Source organism: Janthinobacterium sp. UMAB-60 (genome assembly GCF_900095235.1).
Taxonomy (GTDB): domain Bacteria; phylum Pseudomonadota; class Gammaproteobacteria; order Burkholderiales; family Burkholderiaceae_D; genus Janthinobacterium.
Genome location: NZ_LT607488.1, coordinates 269,716 through 275,715 on the forward strand (window position 1 = coordinate 269,716; position 6,000 = coordinate 275,715).

Genomic DNA, 6,000 nt, shown 5'->3' on the forward strand with positions numbered 1-6,000 from the left:
AAGTGGCTAAAAATCCACTCATAACGGACAAATATTCCTTAATTGAGGTGGCGAGGTGACATGGATAATCTGAACGGCATTGCCGCCTTCGTGCGCGCGGCGGAAACGCGCAGTTACGTGGCGGCCGGGCGCTTGCTTGGCGTGTCGGCCTCGGCCGTGGGCAAGAGCGTGGCGCGGCTGGAAGAAAAGCTGGGCGTGCGCTTGCTCAACCGTAGCACGCGGCGCATCAGCCTGAGCAACGAGGGCGCGCTGTTTTACGAGCGCTGCCAGCGCATCCTGGCCGACCTCGGCGATGCCGAGGCGGAACTGTCGCACCTGGCCGAGGCGCCGCGTGGCAAGCTCAAGGTCAGCCTGCCCGTGATCGGCTACCGCATCATCCTGCCCCTGCTGGCGGACTTTACGCGCAAGTACCCGGAGATCGAGCTCGACCTCGATTTCAATGACCGGCTGGTCGACGTGGTGGCCGAAGGCATTGACGTGGCCGTGCGCAGCGGCACCTTGACCGATTCGCGGCTGATGGCGCGCGAACTGGGGCCATTCGCGTTTGCCATCGTGGGTTCTCCCGCGTACTTCGCCCGCCATGGCGTGCCGGCCACGCCACGCGCGCTGGAAGGGCACGCCTGCGTGCGCTATAAATTTCCCACCACGGGCAAGTTGCAGGAATGGGCGCTGCGGCGCGCCGAGGGCGACAGCGGCGGCGAGCTGCGCTTGCCGACCGCCTTGACCTGCAACAATATCGAAGCCTTGATCGGCGCCGCCACGCAGGGCGTGGGTCTTGCGTATCTGCCCGACTTTATCGTGCGCGACGCCATCGGACGGGGCGAACTGCAAGCCGTGCTGGGCGACTACCTGCTGTACGCGAGCAAGTTCTGGGTGCTGTGGCCGTCGAGCCGCCATCTGTCACCGAAAATCCGCGTCTTTGTTGACCATCTGTGTACCCACCTGCATTTTTCCGCGCCCCCTCCCGCCCCCTGAACGGCCTGGCGGCCGCCATGGCCGCCAGTTGAGGAATATTCCTACCCCAAAGAGATTTTTCCTAACATTGCAGAATATTTATTTGTTGCGATGCGTCACGCCACGCCGCGCGCCGTCAACTTATACCCTTTCTGAATACCCATCATGCGTTAATTAAATTGCCATAAGGAATTTATTTATGTTAATTTAATATCTGTTTCGGCAATATTGCAATAGTTTCCAGTTGCTGGAACATGGGCATGAATCAGCGTAGTAAGCGTGTAGTAACCAACAATTAGGGCGTGAGCCCGGTTCCGTTCAGGGAGTGTGCATGAAGACAGTAAGCACGATGCCGCCACATCCGGCACCAGCCGCGACACCCGCCCGCAAGACGGGCCTGCTGCTTGGTGGCGGTGCACCAAATTCCACCTTGATCGCGGGCGCGCTGGCCGCGTTTCTCGATGAAGGCATCGAATTCGATGTCATTTCCGCTTCCGGCGCCGGTGTGCTGATGGGTTTGCTTTACACGACGCCGCACGAAGCCACGCCGCGCCAGGCCTTGCAAAGCTGGGCCGACACGGGCGTGGCCGACAGCATCTACAAGATGATTCCGATCAATTACAAGGTGTTCCAGAAGCCGGGCATGCATGCGAGCACTTTTCGCGACGCTTTCCAGCCACCGGCCAACAATCCTTTTTTTCAGGCGTTCCAGCAAACGTTTGCGGGCGTGCCCACGGCCTGGTCGGACTGGGGGAAATTGATGCTGTCGTCGCTGTCGCCATCGGACCTGTCGGCGAAAAGCCTGGGCCTGTGCGCGCACTTGCCCTTTCTGGAAAAAGCCGTGGATTTCTCGGGCGTGGCGCGCATGCGTCCCGATTTCTACATCAATGCCTACAACCTCAGCGAGCACCGCATGCAAATCTGGGGCAAGCACGAGATCGCAGCTATCCACGTGCGCGCGGCCTTGTCGTTTCCCTTCCTGTATGCGCCCACCACCATCGATGGCGACGACTACATCGAAGGCGCGGCGCTCGACACGCTCAATTTCGAGCCGTTTATCGAAGGCAAGGGCGAACACGCTGACGCAGACACCCTGGTCATCCTCGACATCCTCGGCGACGAACGCTTGCTGCGCAAGCCGCGCAACCTGTACGACGCCTGGGTGCGCTCCATCATCACGCCGCTGGTGAAAATTTCCAAGAGCGAACTGCGCCTGTTCGAACTCGAGCACAACACGGATGCGCGCACGGGCCAGCCCAAGCGGCGTCTGTTGAAACTCGATCTGATGGGCGGCATCCCGGAGCAGCACTGGCCCGACACCCTGGACTGGTCCAGCTCGAACATGCAGTTGCTGTTCGACGTGGGCCACAAGGCGGGCCTGGCATTTTGCCGCCAGCATGGCGACTTGCTGCGCCGCACGCCTGACGCTGCCCCGCTGGCGGCCTAAGCTCGCGCCGTTTGCAACCGGTCCCGGCCACCTGATCGGCAGCTACTCATCCCGCCTGGCCCTGCCAGGCTGCTTTTTTGACTGTGAACACCATGAATATCACCAAGCAATTAATTTTGACCCTCACCATCGCCTTGCTGGCCCTGCTATTGCTGGGTGCCGGCGGCGCCATCCAGCTGCAGCGCGCCCAGGAACGTTTTGACACCGTGCAAAACCGTATCATCCCCAGCATCCAGGGCTTGAATGCGGCCAAGGGTTTCCTGGCCGATTCGCGCCTGGCCGGCTACCGCTTGTCCGTTTTCTCGAACCTGGCCGACAAGACGGCGCTGGACAAGGCCGTGGCCGACGCCAACACGAATTTCGACAAGGTCATCGCCACCTACCGCGCCGAGCGCCTGTACGACGCGACGGACAGCAAGATGCTCGACGCCGACCAGGCCGCCATGGAAGCGTACCGCCGCGCGCTGGTGCCATTCTTTGCCGCCGCCTACGCGGGCGACATGGATGGCGTGCGCGCCACCTTGCTGGCCGGCACGCCGCTGGCCATCACGGCCGCTGCCGCGAAAAAGAGCATGGATGACCATATCGCCTACAACAACAAGCTGGTCGATGACGTGAAGGCCGAAAGCCTGGCCGCCTACGACACGGCGTTTAATACCATGCTGGCCGTGCTCGGTGTGGCCGTGCTGCTGACGGGCGCGCTGGCCTGGCACATCTACCGCACCATCAGCGGCGGCCTGGGTAATATCGAAACTACGCTGGAGCGTGTCAGCGCCTCGCTGGACCTGTCCGCCGCCATGCCCGTCGAGCGCATGGATGAAGTGGGCCGCACGGCCACCGCCTTCAATAAATTCCTCGAACGCATCGTCGACGTGATCGCTACCGTGCGCACCTCGGCCGATACGGTCAGCGTGGCGGCCGCGCAGATTTCCGCCGGCAATGCGGACTTGTCTGTGCGCACGGAGCAGCAGGCGTCGTCGCTGGAAGAAACCGCCTCCAGCCTGGAAGAGCTGACCTCGGCCGTGCGCCAGAATACGGACAATGCGCGCCAGGCGAATACCCTGGCCGTGTCCGCCTCGGACGTGGCCCGCAAGGGCGGCGCAGTGGTGGCGCAAGTGGTGGGCACGATGGGTTCGATCAATGAGTCGGCGAAGAAGATCGCCGACATTATCGGCGTGATCGACGGCATTGCCTTCCAAACCAACATTCTGGCGCTGAATGCGGCCGTCGAAGCGGCGCGCGCCGGCGAGCAGGGCCGTGGCTTCGCCGTGGTCGCCACCGAGGTGCGCAACCTGGCGCAGCGCTCGGCGGCAGCGGCCAAGGAAATCAAGGGCTTGATCGAGGATTCCGTGGATAAAGTCAACACGGGCAGCGTGCTGGTCGACCAGGCGGGCGCGACGATGGAAGAAATCGTCGCCAGCATTCGCCGCGTGACGGACATCATGGGCGACATCGCCAACGCCAGCCACGAGCAGAGCGCTGGCATCGAGCAGGTGAACCAGGCCATTTCGCAAATGGACCAGGTGACCCAGCAAAATGCGGCCCTGGTGGAAGAGGCGGCGGCCGCAGCGTCTTCGTTGCAAGAGCGCGCCGTGGAACTGGTCGACGTGGTGGCCGTGTTCCGCCTGCGTGGCGATGCCCAGGCAAAATCGTTGAAAGTGGCGGGCGGCTTGCCGGCCCCGGCAACACCTGCCGCCAGCCGCCGCCTGGCGCTGCCCGGCCGCAGCGCCCGCGCTTGAACCTTGTGACTGCCCCGGTACGCCGGGGTTTTTCTTTGCTGCTGGCGTCGTCGGATGGGGGCCTTGAGTTCTGCAACTGTGGCGAGTGGCAGTAAAGTTGTTCGGGCTGGCAGGGCGGAGGGGAAGGCGGGCGGCGCCGTCCGGTTCCGCAGCAGTCAGGGTGTCAGTCTGACTTTCGGGCGCGTGAGTCCGTTTGCGCCCCAAATCGGACCTTTGCGTTAATTGAACACGCTGGTGTTCCATATCTGCGCCAAAAGACATAAAAAACTAGCCCGGCCGTACCGTGCAGGGCAACTCTGTTCACCTACTTCGCGTCTCTCAGCCTCCGTGATCATGGGGGCGGCATGGCTGATATAGAGAAGTCGAATCATTGAGTTATCTTCGTAGGGCCAGCCGCAACGGCATGAGGGTTGTTGTTGGAATGGATCACGAACGTCAGGTTGAAGCGTTATTTGTTGTCGTGGTCATAGGGCTGGATAATGCGCAAGACAGGACTTCATTTTTCTGAGGCGGCTTCTGCCGGTTGCCGCCGTTGGCGGGGTCTCCCCCATGGCGGACGTAGCAGTCGAAGCGCGTTAAAACGGGACTAAAAGCCTCCAAGCCTCGCCCCGTGTCATCGCTTGCCCGAAGCAGGAGTGCGTTTACGCTCTGGTAAGCTGTATCCTTTCCCCGTTCCATAAAACTCATCCTTGAATTCTACGCATCCATTACAGGGCCTAACGGTTTCTAACACCGATATGCGCTGTTCAGTCAGCTGCATCAAACACAGGTCCATCGAAAAGTTGTAACCACTTCCGCCATGCATCGCCGCGTTCTGGAACTTGCACTCCGCGTCGCGGAAAACAATCCATGCACGTTGCGCGCGTTGCAACCCTCGTGGTTTGGTAAGCGCAGACATCAATGTCTTGTAGACGACGTTTAAACGCGTGCCGGATTCTTTTAGCTCTCGACTCATGCAGAAAGTACCCTCAAGATTATTATTTTCTTCGCAATGCTCCTGCTTGATCGATGCCATATCGCTTTGTTGTTCGGAAGCATTGGTCAAGGGCGACAGCGAAAGGCACAAGAAAACAACGCCCAACATGGACAAGCGGCTTAAAACGGCATTTCCCACGAGCACTCGCTCCTTCTTATAATTGATCGTATTGAGGTCCGCTTCTGGCCGGTTGCCGTCATCGGCAGCTTCCGCCCCATAGCGGACGGTGCCGGTTAGTAAAATGAAGGTTCGGGGTTGAACTTGTTGATGATTTTTGTTTCAGAAAAAAACCTTTCGATTTCTACCATGGGGTAGTTTGAGATACGTGCCGTTTGAAGATACCTACATCGTTCGAGAGGGACAAGCGATTTGTCTGGCGGGCAGACACCGAAAAGCTCCAGATAGGCCAGCTCCGGGATTGCAGCCAATGGTTCAAGCGACTGAATGGTGGTGATCTTCTTTGACGCGTCCCAACTTGGGAGCGTCGCCAAAGATACCGATTTCAGCTGCATTAATTTGGCTAGCGGTGCGATATTGCTAATCTTTGGCATATGAAGTATGTGCAGGACGCGCAGCTTTTCTAGCCTCCCAAGAAATTCGAACGAATCATCAGGAAAACCAGCGATTACAAGTTCTTCCAAGTTGCGCATCTGGGACAGCGGTAAGAGACTCTTGTATTTGCAATACCATACCTTGGCACTAAGTACGGACTCAGGTTCAGCAACTGTAGGGAAGGTGCCAGCAAGGTCGCGGATCAATTCTAGGTGCACTTTTGATATCTCCATACATTTTTATCGCGTTAGCATTGGTCGCTGAAGGTCCGCTCTGAAATAGCCCCTTGATTCACCAGACACAGCCTATGCGTTATTCTTACGGATAGGAAT

At 59.3% G+C, this 6,000-nt stretch carries 5 protein-coding genes; 3 read left to right on the forward strand and 2 right to left on the reverse strand.

The features are described from left to right. The first annotated feature begins 60 nt into the window (after positions 1–60). The 3 genes from K0F86_RS13870 (at position 61) to K0F86_RS13880 (ending at position 4,140) form a co-directional block, all read left to right on the forward strand. Positions 61–975, forward strand: a complete 915-nt coding sequence (locus tag K0F86_RS13870) for a LysR family transcriptional regulator (RefSeq protein WP_219134903.1) — start codon at positions 61–63, stop codon at positions 973–975. Positions 976–1,285: 310 nt separating this feature from the next. Then, on the forward strand, positions 1,286–2,401 hold the full coding sequence (locus K0F86_RS13875) for a patatin-like phospholipase family protein (RefSeq protein WP_374197290.1): 1,116 nt from the start codon (positions 1,286–1,288) through the stop codon (positions 2,399–2,401). Positions 2,402–2,493: 92 nt separating this feature from the next. After that, on the forward strand, positions 2,494–4,140 hold the full coding sequence (locus K0F86_RS13880; protein ID WP_219134904.1) for a methyl-accepting chemotaxis protein: 1,647 nt from the start codon (positions 2,494–2,496) through the stop codon (positions 4,138–4,140). A 613-nt stretch (positions 4,141–4,753) separates the two neighbouring features. Here the strand turns inward: K0F86_RS13880 and K0F86_RS13885 are convergent. Together K0F86_RS13885 and K0F86_RS13890 are read right to left on the reverse strand one after the other, a co-directional pair. Then, complete coding sequence (locus K0F86_RS13885) at positions 4,754–5,254, reverse strand: lysozyme inhibitor LprI family protein (protein ID WP_219134905.1); 501 nt, start codon at positions 5,252–5,254, stop codon at positions 4,754–4,756. A gap of 95 nt (positions 5,255–5,349) precedes the next feature. Then, positions 5,350–5,901, reverse strand: coding sequence for a hypothetical protein (locus K0F86_RS13890; RefSeq protein WP_257572153.1), 552 nt, complete (start codon positions 5,899–5,901; stop codon positions 5,350–5,352). Positions 5,902–6,000 lie beyond the last annotated feature (99 nt).

Bases quoted from the DNA above. Each gene is read 5' to 3' on its own strand.
- K0F86_RS13870 (WP_219134903.1), top strand. From the start codon at position 61: ATGGATAATCTGAACGGCATTGCCGCCTTCGTGCGCGCGGCGGAAACG.
- K0F86_RS13875 (WP_374197290.1), top strand. From the start codon at position 1,286: ATGAAGACAGTAAGCACGATGCCGCCACATCCGGCACCAGCCGCGACA.
- K0F86_RS13880 (WP_219134904.1), top strand. From the start codon at position 2,494: ATGAATATCACCAAGCAATTAATTTTGACCCTCACCATCGCCTTGCTG.
- K0F86_RS13890 (WP_257572153.1), bottom strand. From the start codon at position 5,901: ATGGAGATATCAAAAGTGCACCTAGAATTGATCCGCGACCTTGCTGGC.